The organism is Stenotrophomonas africana, from assembly GCF_013004645.1.
GTDB lineage: Bacteria > Pseudomonadota > Gammaproteobacteria > Xanthomonadales > Xanthomonadaceae > Stenotrophomonas > Stenotrophomonas africana.
The window spans coordinates 192,582-210,386 of the sequence record NZ_JABEME010000008.1; the positions used below are offsets into that span (position 1 = coordinate 192,582).

At 65.7% G+C, this 17,805-nt stretch carries 16 protein-coding genes; 5 read left to right on the forward strand and 11 right to left on the reverse strand.

Annotated elements, in window-relative coordinates; genetic code table 11:
• Positions 1-6 precede the first annotated feature (6 nt).
• Complete coding sequence (locus HLA98_RS15220) at positions 7-432, reverse strand: hypothetical protein (RefSeq protein ID WP_014035526.1); 426 nt, start codon at positions 430-432, stop codon at positions 7-9.
• Positions 433-464: 32 nt separating this feature from the next.
• Entirely contained in the window at positions 465-932 is a 468-nt protein-coding gene (locus HLA98_RS15225) for a YiiD C-terminal domain-containing protein (RefSeq protein ID WP_008266702.1), read from the reverse strand.
• 34 nt (positions 933-966) lie between these two features.
• Between HLA98_RS15225 and HLA98_RS15230 the strand changes: the two genes are divergently transcribed.
• From HLA98_RS15230 to HLA98_RS15240, 3 genes are all read left to right on the forward strand, one after another.
• Positions 967-1,776 carry a uroporphyrinogen-III synthase gene (locus tag HLA98_RS15230; RefSeq protein WP_049446118.1) on the forward strand — a complete coding sequence of 270 codons (810 nt, stop codon included), beginning with the start codon at positions 967-969 and terminating at the stop codon, positions 1,774-1,776.
• A 103-nt stretch (positions 1,777-1,879) separates the two neighbouring features.
• A complete protein-coding gene (locus HLA98_RS15235; protein ID WP_057501322.1) occupies positions 1,880-2,857 on the forward strand; it encodes a uroporphyrinogen-III C-methyltransferase in 978 nt (325 codons plus the stop codon).
• A 6-nt stretch (positions 2,858-2,863) separates the two neighbouring features.
• Positions 2,864-4,159, forward strand: a complete 1,296-nt coding sequence (locus HLA98_RS15240; protein WP_049446115.1) for a heme biosynthesis HemY N-terminal domain-containing protein — start codon at positions 2,864-2,866, stop codon at positions 4,157-4,159.
• A 108-nt stretch (positions 4,160-4,267) separates the two neighbouring features.
• Here HLA98_RS15240 and HLA98_RS15245 read toward each other — a convergent pair whose 3' ends face one another.
• Complete coding sequence (locus HLA98_RS15245; RefSeq protein WP_129550595.1) at positions 4,268-5,563, reverse strand: acetyl-CoA C-acetyltransferase; 1,296 nt, start codon at positions 5,561-5,563, stop codon at positions 4,268-4,270.
• A 93-nt stretch (positions 5,564-5,656) separates the two neighbouring features.
• Here HLA98_RS15245 and HLA98_RS15250 point away from each other — a divergent pair, with 93 nt between their 5' ends.
• The gene (locus tag HLA98_RS15250; protein WP_049446113.1) at positions 5,657-6,544 is read left to right on the forward strand and encodes a hypothetical protein; all 888 of its coding nucleotides are present in this window, start codon (positions 5,657-5,659) and stop codon (positions 6,542-6,544) included.
• Between the two features lie 212 nt (positions 6,545-6,756).
• Here the strand turns inward: HLA98_RS15250 and HLA98_RS15255 are convergent, their stop codons facing one another.
• The 8 genes from HLA98_RS15255 to HLA98_RS15290 form a co-directional block, all read right to left on the reverse strand.
• On the reverse strand, positions 6,757-7,383 hold the full coding sequence (locus HLA98_RS15255) for a superoxide dismutase family protein (protein ID WP_057501324.1): 627 nt from the start codon (positions 7,381-7,383) through the stop codon (positions 6,757-6,759).
• Between the two features lie 32 nt (positions 7,384-7,415).
• On the reverse strand, positions 7,416-7,985 hold the full coding sequence (locus HLA98_RS15260; RefSeq protein ID WP_057501325.1) for a superoxide dismutase family protein: 570 nt from the start codon (positions 7,983-7,985) through the stop codon (positions 7,416-7,418).
• A gap of 93 nt (positions 7,986-8,078) precedes the next feature.
• Positions 8,079-9,527 (reverse strand): nitrogen regulation protein NR(I), encoded by a 1,449-nt coding sequence (ntrC, locus tag HLA98_RS15265; protein WP_049446109.1) that lies wholly within the window; start codon positions 9,525-9,527, stop codon positions 8,079-8,081.
• A complete protein-coding gene (locus HLA98_RS15270; RefSeq protein WP_005411862.1) occupies positions 9,520-10,581 on the reverse strand; it encodes a two-component system sensor histidine kinase NtrB in 1,062 nt (353 codons plus the stop codon). The genes ntrC and HLA98_RS15270 overlap by 8 nt, the downstream gene beginning before the upstream one ends.
• A 338-nt stretch (positions 10,582-10,919) precedes the next feature.
• A complete protein-coding gene (locus tag HLA98_RS15275) occupies positions 10,920-11,444 on the reverse strand; it encodes a Mov34/MPN/PAD-1 family protein (RefSeq protein WP_160320757.1) in 525 nt (174 codons plus the stop codon).
• The gene (locus tag HLA98_RS15280) at positions 11,425-13,212 is read right to left on the reverse strand and encodes a ThiF family adenylyltransferase (RefSeq protein ID WP_080392914.1); all 1,788 of its coding nucleotides are present in this window, start codon (positions 13,210-13,212) and stop codon (positions 11,425-11,427) included. Before HLA98_RS15280 ends, HLA98_RS15275 begins: the two co-directional genes overlap by 20 nt.
• Before the next feature lie 3 nt (positions 13,213-13,215).
• Complete coding sequence (locus tag HLA98_RS15285) at positions 13,216-14,349, reverse strand: SMODS domain-containing nucleotidyltransferase (protein ID WP_057501327.1); 1,134 nt, start codon at positions 14,347-14,349, stop codon at positions 13,216-13,218.
• 10 nt (positions 14,350-14,359) lie between these two features.
• Positions 14,360-15,865 (reverse strand): SAVED domain-containing protein, encoded by a 1,506-nt coding sequence (locus tag HLA98_RS15290; RefSeq protein WP_057501328.1) that lies wholly within the window; start codon positions 15,863-15,865, stop codon positions 14,360-14,362.
• Between the two features lie 349 nt (positions 15,866-16,214).
• Between HLA98_RS15290 and HLA98_RS15295 the strand changes: the two genes are divergently transcribed.
• The gene (locus HLA98_RS15295) at positions 16,215-17,522 is read left to right on the forward strand and encodes a hypothetical protein (protein WP_197718330.1); all 1,308 of its coding nucleotides are present in this window, start codon (positions 16,215-16,217) and stop codon (positions 17,520-17,522) included.
• The last annotated feature ends 283 nt before the right edge of the window (positions 17,523-17,805 follow it).

The window sequence follows — 17,805 nt, forward strand, 5'->3', positions numbered from 1 at the left end:
GGCCCGTCACTGCCCCTTCCACAGGTCCGGCAGGCCGGCGGTCTGCCACCACCGCTTGGCTTCCGGGTCCCAGCGCCAGCGCTCGACCACGACCACGGTGCGCTCGGCCTGGGTGTTCTGGTTGATCACCCCGATTTCGACGCGGCGCTCGACCAGGCCCCCGTCCAGCGAGGCGCTGCTGCGCTCGCGGTAGGACGACACGCGCAGCTGCGCGTAGCGGTTGAGCTCGAACTCGGTGGGCGGCTTTTCCTTGCGCAGCTTGGGGTCGAGATAGCCGATGGCATCGTCCATGCTGCCCCAGCGGATGGTGGCGCCGTAGGCGATCTGGGTCTCTTCCAGCAGCTTGCGCTGCTTGCGGCTGAGGTCGTCGGCCGAGGCCACGGCGCTGGCCAGCAGCAGGGAACAGATCAGGAACTGGATGAGGCGGCGCATCGGTGGTTTCCCCAGAACGTCAGCCTGCCATCCTACCCTTTGGCGAAGGCAACGAAGCGACCGCTGAACTCGGCGGCGGGCTTGCCATCGGCCCCGGGCTGGGTGGCGATGATGCTGATGCGCGCCTTGCGGCGCTGGCGGAAGGTATTCAGGAACGCATCCCAGCCGCTGGCCTCGGCCGCTTCGGCATGGGCGTGCAGGTCTTCGTAGACCGGGGCCAGGTAGCGCAGGTTGCTGTCGGCCACGTAGACCTCGGCATCGTGGCCGGCCAGGCGCAGGCGCAGGCTGACCAGCGCCCAGCCGGACAGGGTCAGCACCGAGGCCAAGCTGCCACCGAAGGCGTTGCCCTTGTCGTTGACGTTGGCGGCCAGCGGCGCGGTGATGCGCAGCACGCCGTCGGCATAGCCGTCGAGCTGGATCTGCATGGCGCGCACCGCCGGCATGCAGTCCAGCACGTCCTGCAGGGCGGCCAGCGAGGAAGTCAGAGCATCAACGGACATCGGAGCAGAGACCAGACAACGAAGGGCCCGCATAATGCAGGCAATGGCCGACCATACGATACCCACTGGCGCCGCCGGTTCCGACGCGGGCTGGACCCTGGTTTCACTGCGCCCGCAGGGCCAGCATGTGGCGCTGCGCCGCGCCGTTGCTGGGCTGGGCGGGCATGTGCTGGCCCTTTCGCCGTGGCGCCTGCAGCGCCTGAAGGGCACGCCAGTGGTGCGCCAGCTGCAACGCGCGCTGAACTGCGATCGGGTGGTGTTCACCAGCCCGGCCGCCGTTGCCGCAGCCGCGTCCCTGCTGCCGCTGGCCGAGGCGCAACGCAGCCCGTGGCTGACCGTGGGCGAAGGCACCGCGCGTGCGCTGCAGGCGCTGGGCGTCGGCGAGGTGCATGCACCGCAGCGGATGGACAGCGAGGGGCTGCTCGCGATGCCGGTGCTGGCCGACGTACAGGGCCTGTGCATCGGCCTGGTGACCGCGCCCGGCGGGCGTGGCCTGATCGCTGCGCAACTGCAGGCGGCGGGTGCCACGATCGAACGCGCCGACGTCTACCAGCGCCGATTGCTGCGCCTGCCGCCCCGCACGTTGGCTCGATTGCCGCATTCAGCGCAGCCGTGGGTGCTGGCGGTGAGCAGTGGCGAAGCGCTGCAGCATTTCTGGCAGCAGCTTCCCGCCGCATTGCAGCAGCGCCTGCAGGCACACGCAACCGCAGTCGTAGCCAGTGATCGCCTCGGCGAACAGGCGCGGGCACTGGGCCTGCAACACATCGTGCGCGCCGCCGGCCCCACCACCGCGCAGCTGGTGGCGGCTGCACACGCCACGCTCACCGTCCCGGCAGCGACCTGAACAGGGACGTGGGTCACGCTTGCCGCTGTGGTCGGCAACAGTGATGCTGTGCACAACGCGGCCTGCCGGAACCGACTGGCGACACAGCCGACAAGGAAGCCCGATGAACGACACTCCGCCCACTGCTTCACCCCATCGACCCGTGCGCTGGCTGCTGCCGCTGGCCGGGGTGGTCGTGCTTGGCGTGGGCGGCTATGCCGGCTGGTACGTCTGGCAGCAGCAACGGGAAGAACAGCACGCGCAGGCACAGACCATGGCCGTGCAGCTGCAGGGCCTGGAGGCGACGCTGGACGCATTGCGCCGAGACCAGCGCGCGACCAGCCAGCGCCTGCAGGATGCGGCGACCACCAACCGCGTTCTGCGCGACGAGATGCTGGGCCTCTCGCAGCGCAGTGCACTGCTGGAAGAGAACCTGGCCAAGCTGGCCGACAGCGCCAACCAGGGCCGCCAGGCGGTACAGCGCGATGAGGCCGAACTGCTGTTGACCCAGGCGGCGCAGCGCCTGAATTACGCGGATGACGTGGAGGGCGCGCGCCGCCTGTATGCACAGGCCGCCACCGCACTGGCCGATCTGCCCGACAGCGAAGGCCTGAATCTGCGCCAGGCACTGGTACAGGAACGCGATGCGCTGGATGCGCTGGGTACCGGCCCGCGTGTGCAGTCACTGCAGCGGCTGGATGCCGTGGCCCGCGCGCTGCAGGGCCTGCCCTCGCAGATCACCGGCACGACCGGCAGCAGCACCGCCAAGCCGTGGTGGCAGGCCACGCTGGCGCCGTTCGTGGACATCACCCCGAGCCGCCAGAACGGCCCGCTGACTGCCGCCGAGCAGCGCAATGCCGACGATGCGCTGCAGCTGGAACTGACATTGGCACGTGCCGCAATCGAGCGCGGCGACCGCACGGGCCGCAATACCGCATTGGACCGCGTGGAGCATTGGGCACAGCGGCGTTGGCCGGATTCACCAGCCCTGCGCGCGCAACGTGCTGAACTGAAGGCCTTGCGCGAGCTTCCGCTGCAGGCCAGCAACGCTGTTCTTGGCAGCACCCTGCAGCAGCTGCGTACCCAGACCGACCGGAGGTAATCCCCCATGAAACCCTTGCAATCCCTGGTCGTGCTGTTGCTGGCCGTGGCCATCGGCGTGGTTGCCGCGCAATGGCTCGGCGCCGATGACCTCAACCGCTTCGGCGAAGTGACCCTGCGCTACGGCGGCTACGACTACCACAGCAACCTGCCGAAGGTGGCGCTGCTGTCGGTGATCGCGGTGCTGGTGCTGTGGCTGCTGTGGAGCCTGATCGCTGCACCGTTCCGCGCCTGGGGCCGCTACCGCCGCAAGCAGGGCCGGGTGCGCCTGATCGACGGCCTGCAGGCCTATGAGCACGGCCAGTGGCAGCGTGCCGAGAAGCTGCTGGACGGCGCCGCCAAGGATCCGGAAGTGAGCGCGGTGGCGCTGGCCAACGCCGTGCGCAGTGCACAGGCGCGTGCCGATGGCCCCGCCAGCGAGGCGCTGCTGCAGCGTCTGGGCGAGAGCGATGCCACCCTGCAGGCGCTGCTGCGCGCCGAACAGCTGCTGGCGCGCGATCTGCCGGTGGATGCGATCAACGCGTTGGATGTGGCGGCGATCCAGCCGCTGCCGCCGCGTGGTCTGTGGCTGCGTACCGAAGCGCTGGCACAGGCCGGTCGCGCCCACGAGGCGTATGGCCAGCTGGGTGCACTGCGCCAGAGCAAGGTGCTGCCGGCCGACGCGAACAGCGAGCTGGAAGCACGCCTGGCGGCACAGGCGCTGCTGGAAGCGGCCGACGTCAATGCGCTGGCTGCGCAGTGGGAAGCCACGCCCAAGGCGCTGCGCCCCACCCCGGACGTGGTTGGCGCCTATGCCAGCCGCGCGGTGGCACTGAACTGGGACGAGCCCGCGCTGCTGGCGCTGGAGCAAGCGCTGGACCATCGCTGGGACGACGAACTGGTGGCGCTGTATGGTCGCCTTCCCGCCGAGCGCCTTGCCACCCGCCAGAGCAACCTGGCGCGCTGGCGCAACGTGCATGACGACTCGGCCGCGCTGCGCCTGGCACAGGGCCGCGTGGCCCTGGCCCAGCAGCAGTGGGACGCTGCCGATGCATTCCTGCACGAGGCCATCGCCGCGGGCGCCGGTGCCCCGGCGTGGGAGGCACTGGGTGAGCTGTTCGCGCAGCGTGGCGAGCACGCGCTGGCCGCGCAGTGCCTGGCCAATGCACTGCGACTGCAGCGCGGCGAGGACAGCGTGGAACTGGTGCGTGGCACCGAGACTCCGCTGCGTGCCACGGTGGAAGAGCAGCCGATCGCGGTGCAGCCGCCGGTGTATGACGCCAACGAAGAGCGCGACGAGTTCGGCAACCCGCGGCTGCCGTGAAGCGTGCCGACCAACGGTCGGCACCCTCCGGAGCAAGAAAAAACGCCGCCCATCGGGCGGCGTTTTCGTACCAGCGCGGCCGGCCAGCGGCCGGCACTACCGTGATGCTCAGCGTTCGACGATCGCCACCACGCCCATGCCACCGGCGGTGCAGATCGACACCAGCGCGCGGCCACCGCCGCGTTCGGCCAGCTGCTTGGCTGCGGTCGCGATCACGCGGGCGCCGGTGGCGGCGAACGGGTGGCCGGTGGCCAGCGATGAACCCAGCAGGTTGATCTTGTCCGGGTCGATGCGGCCCATCGGTGCATCCAGACCCAGGCGGTTGCGGCAGTAGTCCTCGCTCTCCCACGCACGCAGGGTGCACAGCACCTGTGCAGCGAAGGCCTCGTGGATCTCGTAGATGTCGAAGTCCTGGAGGGTCAGGCCGTTGCGCTTGAGCATTTCCGGCACAGCCACGGTCGGCGCCATCAGCAGGCCTTCGCCATGCACGAAGTCCACCGCAGAGACATGCGCATCGCGCAGGTAGGCCTGCGGCTCATGGCCGTGGGCGCGCGCCCACTCTTCGCTGGCCAGCAGCACGGCGGCGGCGCCGTCGGTCAGCGGGGTGGAGTTGGCAGCGGTCAGGGTGCCACGGCCGGAGACCTTGTCGAACGCCGGCTTCAGCGTCGCCAGTTTCTCCAGCGAGGTATCCGGACGCAGGATGTTGTCGCGCTCGACGCCACGGAACGGTGCGATCAGGTCGTTGAAGAAACCGCGCTCATAGGCCGCGGCCAGCTTCTTGTGCGACGACACCGCCCACTCGTCCTGCGAGTCGCGCGAGATGTTCCACTCCTTGGCCATGTCTTCGCAGTGGTCGCCCATGCTCTTGCCGGTGCGCGGCTCGGCCACGCCCGGGAACTCGGGCTTGAGCTCGGAGAACTTGAAGCCGGAGGTGAGTGCACGGATCTTGTCGCCGGCGCTCTTGGCACGGTTGGCGGCCAGCAGGCGCGCGCGCAGCTTCTTGCCGTAGACGATCGGCACGTCGGAGGTGGTATCCGAACCACCGCCGATGCCCGATTCGATCTGGCCCAGCGCGATCTTGTTGGCAACGGTGATGATGCTGTCCAGCGAAGTGCCGCAGGCGCGCTGCAGGGTGATGCCGGGGGTCAGCGGCGACAGGCCGGAAGACAGCGTGGCTTCGCGGCCCAGGTTCCAGTCGCTGGAGTGCTTGATCACCGCACCCATCGCCACTTCACCCAGCTGCTGGCCGTGCAGGCCGAAACGTTCGACCAGCGCCCCCAGCGTACGGACCGACATGCCGAGGTTGCCGACATCCGAATACGCGGTGTTCTGGCGGCAGAACGGAATGCGGACGCCACCGAGGATGGCGACGGGACGAGCGTTGGGCATGGAGATACCTGGCATGGATGAGGGTGTCTGCAACATGGCCTGCACGGCGGAGCAGGCATAATGGAGCCAAGTGTAGCTGCCGCCCTGTGATGGGCCAACCGTGGAACCATGAGCAAACCCGACCCCGCGATGAATGCCCTTGGCGTGCTGGCCCTGGAACTGGCCGGCGGTGAAATCCCCCGCCAGGCGGTGCTCAGCGCTGAACAGGCCGGTGAACTGGCCGAACGCGTCGGCCGTGACCTGTCCAAGCTGGTGCCGCAGGTGGCCGAGCTGGACCTGGTGTTCGCCGCCGCGCATTTCGACCCGGCCGAAGTACTGCGCCCGGGCTGGCCGATCCACCGCCGCCTGGAAGAACTGCAGATGCGTGCGCCGGGCCGCAACCAGGGGCCGCGCCTGCTGGCGTTCGGTACCGATGCCAACGGTGATGTACCGCTGCCGTTCCAGGCCGATGCCGGCCTGGTGGGCGGTGGCCTGCGCGTGGTGCCGTTCCTGCTGACCGGCAGCGACGTGGCCACCACCCATGCGGTGGCCGAGGCGCTGGAAGACACGCTGCTGGCCAACGGCATGGCCCATGCCGACACCGCGTTGATGGCGCAGAACACCTTTGGTGCGCGCATCGAGCACGCGCGCTATTTCACCGTGAACGACCTGGCCGCGATGATGTCGATGCAGTACGACAACCAGGGCCTGGCTGCGCTGTGGCCGCTGATCGAGACCGCGATCATGGCGCCGGGCGAAGACGAATGGCTCAACGCCGCGCCCGAGCCGCTGCTGCGCTACACGCATGGCGAGGCGCGCATGGCGTTGTTCGACCCGGCCGGCTGGTGCGCGCACTACGACCACAGCAAGAACGACTGCGACCGCCTGAAGGGCATCTACGAGCAGTTCCTGATGCGCCAGCGGCAGATGGCCGCCGTGCTGGAAGCACATGGCGTGCCGGTGTTGTTCGTGCACTGCGAAGCCGGGCAGGACGCGCGCGAGCTGCTGGCGCGCTGATCTGCGGATGCGCACCGCCGGGCATGGCCCGGCGCTACCGTGCAATTGCGTTTCGCCGGGGCGCGACCGCCGTGCGTATTGCTGTAGCGCCGAGCCCATGCTCGGCTCAGGTCCACCGAAGAGCAGCCGAGCATGGGCTCGGCTCTACAGGAAGCGATGCAAAGAAAAACGCCGGCTTGCGCCGGCGTTTTCCGTTTCCAGCAAAAGCGTTCTTACGGGGCCTTCTGGATCACCGCACACGCCAGGCGCGCGCCGGCGTTGCCGGTCGGCTGGGTCTTGTAGTCATCCGCATCGGCGTGGACGATCAGGCCACGGCCGATGATGTCGAAGTCATCACCCTTGCCGATGTTGACGTTGCTCGACACCGGGCCGTCGATGGTGGCCACGCCCTTGTCGTCGGCCTTGATGTTGGGCATGTCGCCGCCGTGGTGCGGATCGGTGGCGACGTTGCCGTGATCCTGCTTGCCGGGGTTGAAGTGGCCGCCGGCACTCATGCCATCCGGCGCGCTGCAGTCGCCCTTCTCGTGGATGTGGAAGCCGTGTTCGCTGCCCGGCTTCAGGCCACTGATCTGGCCGGTCACGTGGACCTTGCCGTCAACCACCTTGAAGGTGACGCTGCCCTTGGTCTCGTTGCCCTGGGTCGGTGCCAGTTCTGCGGTGGCCGAGGTGTCGCCGGCCGGCGCAGCCGCCGGGGCCGGCGTTGCAGCCGGTTCGGTGGTGGCGCCCTCGGCCGGAGCGGCCGGCGGGGTTTCAGCCTGCGGCGCGGCCGGCTGCTGGCCGCAGGCCGCCAGGCCCAGCGCGGCGATGGCCGCAAACAGCGAAGTGTGGATCAGACGCATTGGAATCTCTCCCTGGATGAAGCCTGCGGTGATCAGCGGACGACCCGGATCACGCCGCAGGCGATGCGGACGCCGGCATTGCCGGCGGGCTGGCTGCGATAGTCGTCGGCGTTGGCATGCACGACCAGTGCACGTCCGGCGATATCGGTGGCGGCGCCTCCGCCAAGGGTAACGCCCTTGAGGTGGATATCGACGTTGGCGCGGCCCTGGGCATCGGCACGCAGATTGTCCATGTCGCCCAGGTGATGCTTGCCGGTGCCGGCGCGGCCATGCGCAGCGCCACCGGGGTTGAAGTGGTTGCCGGCACTGCTGGCATCCACTGCGCTGCAGTCGCCGCGCTCGTGGATGTGGAAACCGGCCTGCTGCATCGGCTGCAGGCCACCGATCAGGCCGGTGATGTGGATGCCACCGGGCTCCACCATCAGTGCGATGCGGCCACTGACAATGCTGGCCGAGGCCGGCGCAAGATTGGCCTCGCCCTGCTTCGCTGCGCTGACCACGGTCGGCGGCGGCGGAGTAGGTTCGGTCTTTTTCGGCACGCTGCCGCAGGCGGACAGCAGCACGGCGGCGGACAACGGCAGGATGGCAAAGGACAGACGCATCAAAGACTCCTTGCAGATGACACTAAGCGTTGCATCGTCCATGAACGATCAACAGTTCGGCAAGCGGGCGCGAGGATCGCGTGCAGGGACCGTTCAATGGGCCCCGCGGCGGCGCCCGGCGCCCAGCTTGCGGGTAAGGGTATTGCGGCCCAGGCCGAGGCGGGCCGCGGCTTCGGCACGGCGGCCATGGGTGATCTGCAGCGCGGCCTCCAGCAGCGCATGGTCGACCCGCTCGCGCACCTGCGCGTGCAGCCCGTCCACGCCTTCGGCCAGCTGACGGCGTGCCCATTCGGCCAGCAGCGCTTCCCACTGCCCCGGATCGGCGCTGGTGGTGCTGCTGCGACGACCGCGTGTACGGTTGAGCGCGGTATCGACGTCGGCCACGCCGATGGTGTCGGCGGCGGCCAACGCGGCCATCCGCCAGCACACGTTTTCCAGCTCGCGCACGTTGCCCGGCCAGTCGTGCTCGCGCAGTGCCTGCAGTGCGGCAGCGGTCAGGCGCTTCGGCGGCGTATCCAGCTTGCGCGCGGCGGCGGCCAGGAACGTGCTGGCCAGTTGCGCGATGTCCTCGCGGCGCTCGCGCAGCGGCGGCAGCTGCAACCGCACCACGTCCAGGCGGTGCAGCAGGTCGGCACGGAACTTCCCCTGCGCCACCAGGCCTTCCAGATCCTGGTGGGTGGCGGCGACCACGCGCACGTCGACGCGGATCAGTTCGCGGCCACCGACGCGGAAGAACTCGCCCTGCGCCAGCACGCGCAGCAGGCGGGTCTGCAGCGGCAACGGCATGTCGCCGATCTCATCGAGGAACAACGTGCCGCCATTGGCCTGCTCGAAGCGGCCGATATGGCGGCGCTGCGCGCCGGTGAAGGCGCCGGCCTCATGACCGAATAACTCGCTTTCCAGCAGTTCGGCGGGAATCGCGGCGGTATTGAGCGCGACGAACGGCCCCTGCGCGCGCGGCGATTCGCGATGCAGCGCATTGGCCACCAGCTCCTTGCCGGTGCCGGTCTCGCCGGTGATCAGCACCGCCAGCGGTGCCTGCGCCAGGCGGCCGATGGCACGGAACAGCGCGCGCATCGGCGGGGTATCGCCCACCAGTTGCGGCGGCTGGTCACCATGCGCTTCCGCCGCCGGTGTGGGCGCCGCCAGTGCCGGTGCAACGGCCGGCAGCACTCGCTGCGCCAGCGCCACGGCATCGTCCAGATCGAACGGCTTGGACAGGAATTCATGCGCGCCACCGCGGAACGCGCCGGCCGTGCTGGCCACATCGGTGTAGGCCGACATCACCACCACCGGCAGCTGCGGCAGCGCGGCCTTGAGCTTGTCCAGCAGCACCAGGCCATCGTCGCCGGGCATGCGCACATCGGTGAACAGCAGCGCCGGCGGCGGGCCTTCGCTCAACGCCTGCAGGGCGGGGGCGGCGCTGTCGAAATCGACGACCTGATAGCCCGCCTCGCGCAGTGCGGTGCACAGCACGAAGCGCACGGCACGATCGTCGTCGACCACCCAGATGCGCTGCGGGGACGAAGAAGACTCAGACATCGCGCGGGGCCTCCTCGGCTGGGGCGGCGCCGCTGACGATCGGCAGCAGCAGGGTGAACACGGTATGGCCCGGTCGCGAGCGGTAGGTCAGCGTGCCGCGATGTTCGCGCGCCACCTGCTGGGCCAGCGCCAGGCCCAGACCCGTGCCTTCGGCACGGCCACTCACCAAGGGCAGGAACAGATGCTCGGCCAGTTCCTCCGGCACGCCACGGCCGTCATCGGCGATTTCCAGGCGCAACGCCAGCGTGTGCAGCTGCTCGGCGATGCGCACGCCATGCTCCACGCGGGTACGCAGGGTGATGTTGCCGGCGCCGGCCTGGATCGCGTTGCGCACCAGGTTCCAGACCGCCTGGGTGAGGCGGTCGGCGTCGCCATGGAACTCGGGAATGCTGGGGTCGTAGTCGCGCTGCAGGCGCACCGCCCAGCCAGCTTCGCTCTCGGCCAGGCGCAGCACGCGCTCCAGTGCGGCATGGATGTTCAGTTCGGCATGCGGCGCGGCCGGGGCCGGCGACAGCAGCTGGTCGAGCAGGCCGTTGAGGCGCTCGATCTCCGAGCCGATCAGCTCGATCAGCTCACGTTCGCTGGCATCGCGCTGGGCCGCGCGGCGGGCCAGCAGCTGCGCCGCGCCCTTCAGCCCGGCCAGCGGGTTGCGCAGCTCGTGGGCCAAGCCCTTCAGCGCCGCGCTGAGCGCGCTGGGCAGGGCCTGGGTCGGGTCCAGCCCGGGGAATTCGTCGACCGGATGCGCCTCCAGCAACCAGCCACCATCGTCGCGGCGGCTCATCCAGCCCTCGGCGAAGCGCGGCGCCTCGCCGGGCACCGCCAGTGCCAGCCGGTTCAGGCGCAGGCTGTCGCGCTCATCGCGGGCCAGAAAATGGGCCAGTGCCTCGCCCTGCACTTCCAGTGCGGCAAGCGGCCGCCCCAGCAGGCGCCGGACGCTGACGCCCAGCCAGCGGGCGAAGGCCGGATTGCAGCCGGCGATGCAGCCATCGGCCCCGGCCCAGGCCAGCGGCGTGCCCAGGGCATCGAGGGACGGCGGGGGAGCGGGGTCGGACATTGCACCAATGTAGTGCAAAACGCGGATCCGGGGTCGGATCCCTTTCCGTCAGGAAAGTGGACGGTTTGGCAAAATCTGTGCCGAACGCACCAACTATGATGAATTGGCTAAGTGCGAACTATGCTGAACGGTATGGCTATCGCACCCCGCTGGGGCTGGGGCTGTGATCCCCGAAAAACGGGAGGCGGACCCACACTCTGTAGAGCTGAGTACAGGCCGACTTACCCGGCATTCAAAAAGAAAGCGGGTGCGTACTTTGCCAAGGTAAGGGTGAAATACGCATTCATGAGCAAGCACATCCGCAAGTTATCCCTTTTTTCAAACAAGTGCTTGACCGTTCATTTTCTCCACCCCGCAGGCAAGGTGCCTGCCGCATTGACCAGTGCCGTGGTGGCACCGTTTCTGAACAACGTAACCGAGAGTTGCCAGTCCGCGCAGGATCCGCCAAGGATCACCAGCAGTGGCGAAGGACAGCGGTAGGATTCATCTCTTGTGATCGCCTGCATGGCGCGCAGATCCGAAAGACTTGGCGTAGGCGACGCATGAGGGTGGTAGTGCCACTCTCCGAGGTAATGCAGGCCAGCCTCCCAACGCTGACGCAAAAGCTCTGCCAGCCCGTGGTTGGAGCGTTGAAACCATGCCCAGCCTGCCAGCGACCCCTTGGGCTTGGGCGTGGCCTCCAGAACATCTGCGACCCATCCCATAGGTCCATAGCGGCCAACGAGTATCCCGCCGGTCTCCTTCCTGCCGGCCGCTGAGGCTGCCGTAATCATGACCTCAATGGCCGCAGGCCCGATCCACACCGAGGTACCTTCCTCTCCGGTGGCGATGAATTCATGCGGCTCAAGCGTCGGTGCGTTCAACGCTTCCGTCCTCATGCTGTTTGTACAACGCCGCCACCGTCTTTCGATCCACGATTGAACGCGTCACGAACTTGGTGCCGACTGCAGCCCACAGGTTGACATCGTCTGCAGTTGCAGGAAAGACCGGATGCCAGCACCCGATGCCCTCCATTTCACCAACGTCTTCCAGATCACCAGGGGGGGCTGCCGCCAAAAAGCGCGCTAGTACTTCAGCTGCCGGGAAGCTGGCACCAGTAGCGGCGTAAGCAAACAGCCCTCGCGCCTGCCAGGTCATTGCTAGACTTACGAAGGTCCGGTCCACGCCCCAGTCAAAAACCTCCATCGCCTTTAGTACGGCATCGGATGCGGTGCAATCCACGACGACATCCCAGCTGGACAGTGCTCTGGCGTCTTCAGCGTTGAGCGGGGGGAATGAAAAATTCATCGCCGTCACTTGCGCATCGGGCATCGCCGCATTGAGGCGCTTGGCCATGCGCTGGGCTTTGGATTGCCCAACATCGGAGAGGGTCAGTAGGTGGCGGCTGAGGTTGCCGACCGCCAAAGTATCCTCATCCAGCAGCGCCATCCGGGTCATCCCCATTCGGAGCAAGTTTTCGGCAACAGCCGCACCAAGGGTGCCCACCCCCAAAACGAGGATGGATTTTGAGCGAACTGCCTGCTCTGCCTGGCCACGCTTACGCAGCTGGTCCGGTGCCCAGTTTGCGGTGCGTCGCCACTTCAGGGGCCTGTCAGCACCTGCCGCTTCTCGATCCCATTGCGCTCGGGCAGCCAACGTCGCCCGGAAACCATTTCGGACCTCGTACCTGCCGCACAACTGCATGTTTCGCACTGCCAACCAGTGTAGACGCTGCAGTGGCCCACCGACGAGTTCGGATAACGGGAAGCCGAGCAATAGAGTGACGGGCATCGGGCGCTTGGGGCGTTGCGTACGCCGCAGTACCGCGCCGGCCTCGGCGAGGATGGAAGGAAGATCAAGCCCGGCGTGCGCGCACAGCTGGGCGAGCTGGCCCCACGTCGTGGGAGCTTGCCAAGGCTCTACCAAGATCAAGGAAGGCAATCCGATCCAGACTGCGTCTGGCACCAGATCGCGATGGACGATCGCCTCGGACCACGAAGTCTCCCGTAGGGACCGCAAGCGCTGGTCCATGAAGCCGCTGACAACGGCGGTATCGAACGCTCCCGGGACCGGCGTGAGCGTGGCAAAGCCCCAAGGGTGCGACAGGCTGTCAAGCCACTTCAATTCGTGGGCGGATTCGGAAAACCCCAGCATCGTCCTCGGCGGCGTCGCGAACTGCGTAGGCAGCTCCAGCGCATCGCCTGCGATCAGCAAGGTATCCTGCCCGGCTGCTTGGATCCACTCCAACAACCGACCGACATGCCAACGCAGCCGCAGCGACAGCTCCTCGGGCTCCCCTGCCCATCCAGCTCGCTGAAACGCCGAGGCGGGCCTAACCAGACAAGGCTTGCCCAGCCGCCACGGCCGGCCCTCGGCGACCTCCACATTGAGGTCTTGGTGAGGGAAAGTGACCCGAATGCCGCCGTTTACGTCGGGATAGATCCCAATGGCTGGGTCGATCGCCGATCCAGACACCACCAAATGCCACCTGGTCCACTCCGGTAGATGTTTGATTGGAGCGCAGCAAAGCTGCGCCTCCAGCGGAAGCGACCACTGATCCTCGGACCATTGCTGCCATGGTCCTAGTACTTGAAGACGAGTGTCATAGGGAAAGCCGGCAACGGCTGTCTCCAGTTTGGAGCGGGTGAGCATGAGTCAGGCAAACCGCCCAGACTGCCGCGGCACGGCAGGGGCGGCCGGTGCGGCGAACCCGCGCCCACGATCACCGCCACCGGGGCCAGGCGGGGGGAAGCTATTGCCCAGCAGCTCTCGCCACAGTGCGCCGCTAACATCCTTGTCGGTCTCGTTCAGTGCGCGACGGGCAAGATCGGCCGCTTCACCTGCCTTGGCCATGAAGGCGCGGAAATCTTCCGCCCCCAGACGTTGCAAGACGTTATGGGAGGGCACGCCGTGATCGGCAAGAAATGGAACGACGCCCGCCGCAGCATAGGCGGCCCAAGTGTCACGAATCCCCTCCAGCGCCAAGGTGACTCCTTCCGCCACACTCTGGATGTGATCGGGCAAGACCGCACCGATCATGTGCTCGAGCGGATAGCCTTTGGGGTACTTGGGCAGCGTGTCGGCATGCTCATGTCGCCACCACTTGATGGACCGCACCACGTTGATGAAATGACCATTGCAGTTGCGGTTCTTAGCTGCCGCCCACTGGATCTGCGCCAGCGGATGGGTAGGTCCCCATTTCTGCACCGGACGGTCAGGCAGCATCAGCGGCTCATCGCGCCAGGTAGACGCTTCTTCAGTGAGGCTGACCAAGCCTCCGTTCGCACGCTGCGGATCCCATCCCTTGTTTAGCACCCAGTCGCTGCGCTCTTCCAGGGACTCATCCAACTGTACTGCCTGGCTGCGATACAACGATTCCAGTGCGGCGCGAGTGGCCGGCTCTGCCGGCAGCGCAGTCACCACTAGGTCCAGGTCGACGTAGGACATTTCGATCCCGAACGAACGATCCTGCTGGGCCCACTTCCCTTGGTAGTGCCGCTCCAAGAAGGGTTCAAATCGCTTCATCGCCACCCGTGGAGTTTCCCGGTTGTAGTCAATGGTCGTGACGATCACCACATCCACATCCGAGCGCTTGCCGCCGGTCGGTCGTACGGCCGTAGACCGGCGTACGCTACCCTGCAGGAAGGTGGCCGCAATCATCGGCGACAACTCGGCGTCAGCCATCAGGCGGGTGCGAAGCGTATTCGAGCCACGCTTCCATTCCTCGCGGTTTCTCTCGCTGGGGCGGATGTCCTGCAGAAATTCAGCAAACTGGGGACGAAGTTCCATGTCGATGCCCTTAAGTGGTAAAGGTGGGGTGGTAGCTTCCGTCGATCTGGCCAGCCATGTCGTACTCATAAGGAATGCAGCGGCCGATCGCGTCGGTGTGTTGGCCCAGCAGGAAAGCAAAAGCGTTGGGGGTGGCGAGGAAAAGGTGCGTCGTGTTGCCCGGCTTGCGGGTATCTTTAACCAACTCGGCAATGTGCTGAGCAATTGCCGCAGCATGCTGCCCGCCGGCAATGGTCATGGGGCCAGCACCGTCAACCAGCGATACGCCGATCAGCATGCCGACCTGAGGTAGGTGATCCGCGACGAAGTGCCCCACCTTCTGGCCCACGTTCTGGCTCAGACCTACAGCGACCGCGATGTCGCCCCCATCCCCCAGTGTCTGCACCTCAATCAGCGGCTCCGGCCCTGCGGTACCGTCTTGGGCATCCCACACGATCCCGGGGTTTTTGTCACCGCGCTGAACAACCTCAACATCGGCGCCCTCCTTGAAACGTAGCGCCGCTCCGGCGAGATAGGCAATGGATGAATGCGTCTCCAAGAACAGGCGCATGGAAGGGGCCTGCGCCAGTTTGGCATTGAGGAAGAGGCGTACCTGCCCCTGTACCTCGTCCCAGCTGTGTCCATCTTTTAGCCACCGACCGGTAAATCGGTCAGCCAAGTTCAGGGTGTTGTCCGGCTCGGCGTCTGCCATGTGCAGCGGGGTCGGCCGTGGGCTATAGGTTGCGATGGCCACACTTCGGCGCGGTTTAGGCTTGCGAACCAGATACCACTTTTCGTCCGTGCACCACTGATGAAAGCCAGCTCGGTCGAAGCAATTGATCTTCTTACTTACCAGCTGTTTGGCGGCATCATCGTAGAGAAATACCGTTTCGTTCTCATGACCGGCCAAGCCCACCAGACGAAACTGGGTACTGACCTCACGACGCATTTTTTCCAAGTCAGGCTGACTATCTTGGATGTGGAACCGGTCCAAGATCGCATAGAGCTCCTCATCGCTGCTCAAGCCTAGATGCTCGCGCCAGCATTTGCGTACCCTTCCCATTTCGCTGTTGTCGGTCTTTCCTTCCTTGAGCACCTGCAGTCGTAACGAACTGTCGTGGCCGCCCACTAACTTGCCCAAGGGATCTCCATCCACGATGCGATCGGTGGTCACCAAGTGAAACGCTGCACCTTCGCCGGCCACCTTTTGGGCATCGCGCAGCCGCTCCAGAATCGAGTGTTTGGCGGCATTGATGAACTTGGGGTTGGTCAGGTCGGCAAACCCGAACCGGCCGGCTTTGTTGGCATGCCATTTAATCTGATGATAGTCGGCGGTGACGTAGCCCGGCCCGGAGCGCCGTGAGCGACCAGGGTTGTACCGGACGACGACATCGTCAAAGGCCTTGGGGCCATCCGCCTCGAAGGCAACCTCAACTACGTGGGGTTGCTGGGGATCCAGCAGCAACGCGGCGTGGGTCCAGAAAAAACGGGACTGGTAGCTATCGCCATGCCAACGCGGCTCTACAGCACTGACCATGTGTCTCTCCCAGAAAAATGCAATCCGTGCATCGGGTCACAATATTAGCTCAGCCGCGCCGTGACCGCACCATGTCCGGCTGCGCAGTCGGTCGGCCAACCTATTGATTACAATGGCTACAAGGCATATGCCGTGCTTGGCCGAAACCGTCGAGCCTCTTTAGGCGAGGTTGTCCGATTTCGACCTGGTGTGGCAATGCTCGAATGTCCGCTTCCGGCCAAAAGGAGACATCGAATGCCGTGTTGATCCGCCGCTGCGCCAGCGAGCGTCGGATGTCGTCAGCCGCTCGGCGGTGCCATGGATGCATTCGATGATGTCATCATCAGCGAACCACAACGGGAGCGATTGAGTGGCCATCCCCTTTTCTGAAGAACAAGTACACGAGCAGTTGTTGGCGATGGGCATGGAAACGGTCGTGATGGACTCGACCGAGCTGACTCAAGCCTTGGAAGGCCGCGCCTTACTGCCCGAAGTAGAAGATGAGGAGGGCAGCTTCGAGCTGTGGCGCATCATCAAGCAGCGCGCTTTGCAGCGCATTGATCGCATCCACAATAGCGTTCGCTACGGAACGTTCGTCGGTAGCAAAGTCGACCTGCCCACGGACAGTACCAAGCCGATGCAGCTCGACTTGTTGGGTTACCACGAAGACGGCATTTTCGTACTTGAGCTCAAGGTCGGCAGTTCATCCGAACGGAACGCGTTCTCTGAGTTACTAGCCTATAGCAACTACATCGCCCAAATGTTTGCGCTTTCGGGGCCGGCAGACATCACCAACGTTTTGGTGGCGCCCATGGGGGCGAAAATTACTCGCCATGCGTACCTGTATGACCTGCTCATCTCCAATCGGGACGTCATCGCTTACCGCCCAATCTTTTCGGAGCAGACGCTTGAAAGCTTGAAGCTGGAGCTCTATGTCCCGACAGATGAGGATTTCCGCTACTTCGCAAATAGGCTGCTATCGCACCAGGCGATGGGCTGCGTTGTCGCCTCGTTCCACGACCTAAAAGGCTGGTACGACAGTGAGGAGGATGAGGGAAACCTCAACGATTACTCCCGCGAGGCGTTGGGCGCCCTGAGTACGTATGCCGCGCAGTTAATGGAGGCCGAGCAGCTGCACGGATTCGTGTTCGTCCGCAAGCCCTGGAAAGAGCTCCCTCGGTACTACCGCAATAGCCTGATTGTGTGTGCCGTCAACCCGTTCCTGGTCGCCGATCCCGAGCGCTCAGTCCCGATGCTCGAGCAGATGGACGAACAGCATCGCGACATTTTCATGGAGAGCCCGCGGTACGCATTCGATGGTCGGCTGCTGCGCCTCGCCAAGCGCGCTATTGACGATTGCCTGGCGCACGGAACCGAATGCGAGCGCGAGGTGCCTCTATGGGAGGCTATGGTTCACGAGCTTCAAGAAGTGGTCTTCACGCACAACTTTGGCTTTCGCCCGACCGGCATCTTCCGCGAGGCGTACGTGTCCTCCCTACAAGCGTTGTACATCCGCAAGGCGGGCGGAAGCGACGAAGACGCTAGCACCCTGAAAGTCGACGAGGTGAACAACTGGATGCGCGCCTGGATGTTCATGGAGATGTGCGGGTTCGTTGCCGGGGAGGCAGATGGTGTTGTTGACGACGAGGAGGCTGACGAAGAGGGGCCGGCATCGTAGGCCGACCTGCCACCCGACGTGCACCCGGTTTTGAGTAGCAATGAAGTTCGGGGCAATGTTGGACGTAACCGTGAACGGCGGCTATGGGTTGCATGACGCCCTGGGGCCAGGAGCAGACACGCCGAGGCACAGCAAGCGCAAAAACTAAGCGCTGGTTCCCCGAAGCACCATCACCATCTCATGCCAGGCCATACCGCCATGGTCGAAGTCGGACGGCTTGATGTAGGCATAGCCCATGTGGCGGTACAGCTCCACGTGGCGGTCCTTGCAAGTGGATGGTCTC